We start from the raw sequence: 2,000 nt of genomic DNA on the forward strand, positions 1-2,000 counted from the left end.
TGTTGTTCACGGGATCGTTTTGGACATAGGCATAGACGTTGAGACCGTCGCCGTAGCCGATGGGGTCGGTCTGCAGGAAGCGCCCCAGGGTGGGAGCGTAGATGCGGGCCTTGTAGTGGTAGGCGTGGGCCTCGGGCAGCCACATCTGCCCGGTGTATTGGAAACGGCCGACGTTGCCGGAGCCCGGCCGCCCGTATTCGTCGTAGGTGTTGACCGCGACGGCGGCGCCCGCGCCGTCCGTGACCGCCACGATAGAGCCGCGCTCGTCCGCCAGCAGCCAGCGCCGGTCGTAACCCGCACCCTCATAGACTGCGATCGGTTCGTCCGGCCCGGCGCCGTGGACATAGCGCCTCAACACCCCGCCCGAGGCGTCGTACTCCCCGATCACCTGGGGGCCGTCGTACAGGAACCGGGTCGATCCCAGCTGGTGCAGCCGGTCCGCCGGGTCATAGGCCAGGGTCGTGGAGGCGCCGCCCGTCGTGGCGCTGACCAGCTGGTTCAGGGCGTTGTAGCCATAGGTTCCACCGGCCGCCGAGGTGATGTTCCAGCGCCCGTCATAGCCCACGACCGTTCCGCCCACGCTGGTCACCTGATTGCGGCCGTTGTTGACGTAGTCGGTCTGGCCGGCGGCCGGCGTGTCCTTATAGGCGGCGTTCGAGACCGAGCGGGTGACGATCTGGCTGGCCGGGTTGCGCGTGAAGCCCAGCGTCAGGTCATGCGCCGTCCCCGCCATATCGTGGCTCAGGCCGCTCAGGCGACCGGCGGCGTCATAGCTCCAGCCGGTAACCGCACCGTTGGCGCGGCCCTGGGCGGTGCGGCGGCCGAGATTGTCGTAGCTCCAGGAAGCCAGTTGCCAGTTGGTCGCGCCGTTCTCGCGGATCGCCGTCACGGCGCCGGCCAGATCATGGTCGTAGGCGACCCAGAAGCCGTCCGGCCAGTGCAGCGAGGTGCGGCGTCCCGCCAGGTCATAGCCGTAGCCGGTCGTCCCTAGCGGCCCCGTCGCTGACGTCATACGGCCCAAGGCGTCCCAGGTGGAGCTCAGGGTCTGAGCACCGGCGCTCGCCGTTAGCTGACGGCCGAGATTGTCATAGGTATAGCTGACAGAGCTGACGCTCGCCGGCGCGATCGTCTGCGTCTTGCGGTTCAGCGCGTCAAACACATAGCCGAACGTCTCGCCGCCGCGATTGCGATAGGCCGTGACATTGCCCGCCGCGTCATAGCCCCAGCTCTCATAGTCCGTGGTCGAGGAGCCGCCGCCCGAGGCGTTGGGATACCGCAGCCGCGAGACGCGGTCGTAGCCGTCATAGACGTAAGTCGACACATTGCCGTTCCCGTCCGTCCGCGTGGCCACCTTGCCGTTCGCGGTCCAGGTCTGGCTCTCGGTGATGGTGTGGCCCGAGCCGAAACCCAGGATCGCGCTGGTTGCGCGTCCGGCCAGATCATAGTTCGTGCGGGTGATGCGGTCCGGACCGAATGCACCGACCGGCATAGTGATGGTGCAGGCCGACGCCGGCAGAACAGAGAAGCTTCCTGGGTTCATCCGCTGTGCGGCGCAACTCAACCGTCCAGAGGCGTCATAGCTGTATTGCATCACCGTGGCGCCGGCAGTGCCGGGGGCGGAGGTTTCCAGCACTTTGCGGGCCTGGACGTCATAGGCCGTGGTCACAGCCTGCAGTGAGCTGAAGGCGCTGAAGGCGGCGATGCTCTGGGCTGTGGTCGTGCCCTGCGCCGCCACCGTGACCTGACCGTCGGCGTTGTAGGTCGTGCGGGTGGCGGGGAACAGGCGCACGCCCGGGCCATCGGGATCAGGTCCGATGACGCCCAAGGCCTGACGCATGGAATCATAGACGCTGAAGGTCGTGTCCGCCGCCCCTGGCAAGGGGCCGTCAACTGTCACCACATTGCCTGGCCCGTCATAAGTCATGCTGGTGGTGGCGCTGAGCGAGCCAGTTCCGTTACCCAAGGTGATAGAGATGGGACGCAGATTGCTGGCCACGCTG

At 67.0% G+C, this 2,000-nt stretch carries 1 protein-coding gene; it reads right to left on the reverse strand.

What is annotated here, in order from left to right:
* A partial coding sequence (locus HX774_RS20465) for an RHS repeat-associated core domain-containing protein (RefSeq protein ID WP_178829011.1) occupies positions 1-1,900 on the reverse strand: 1,900 nt, incomplete at its 3' end.
* Positions 1,901-2,000 lie beyond the last annotated feature (100 nt).

It is taken from the genome of Brevundimonas sp. P7753, from assembly GCF_013386595.1.
Lineage (GTDB): Bacteria > Pseudomonadota > Alphaproteobacteria > Caulobacterales > Caulobacteraceae > Brevundimonas > Brevundimonas bullata.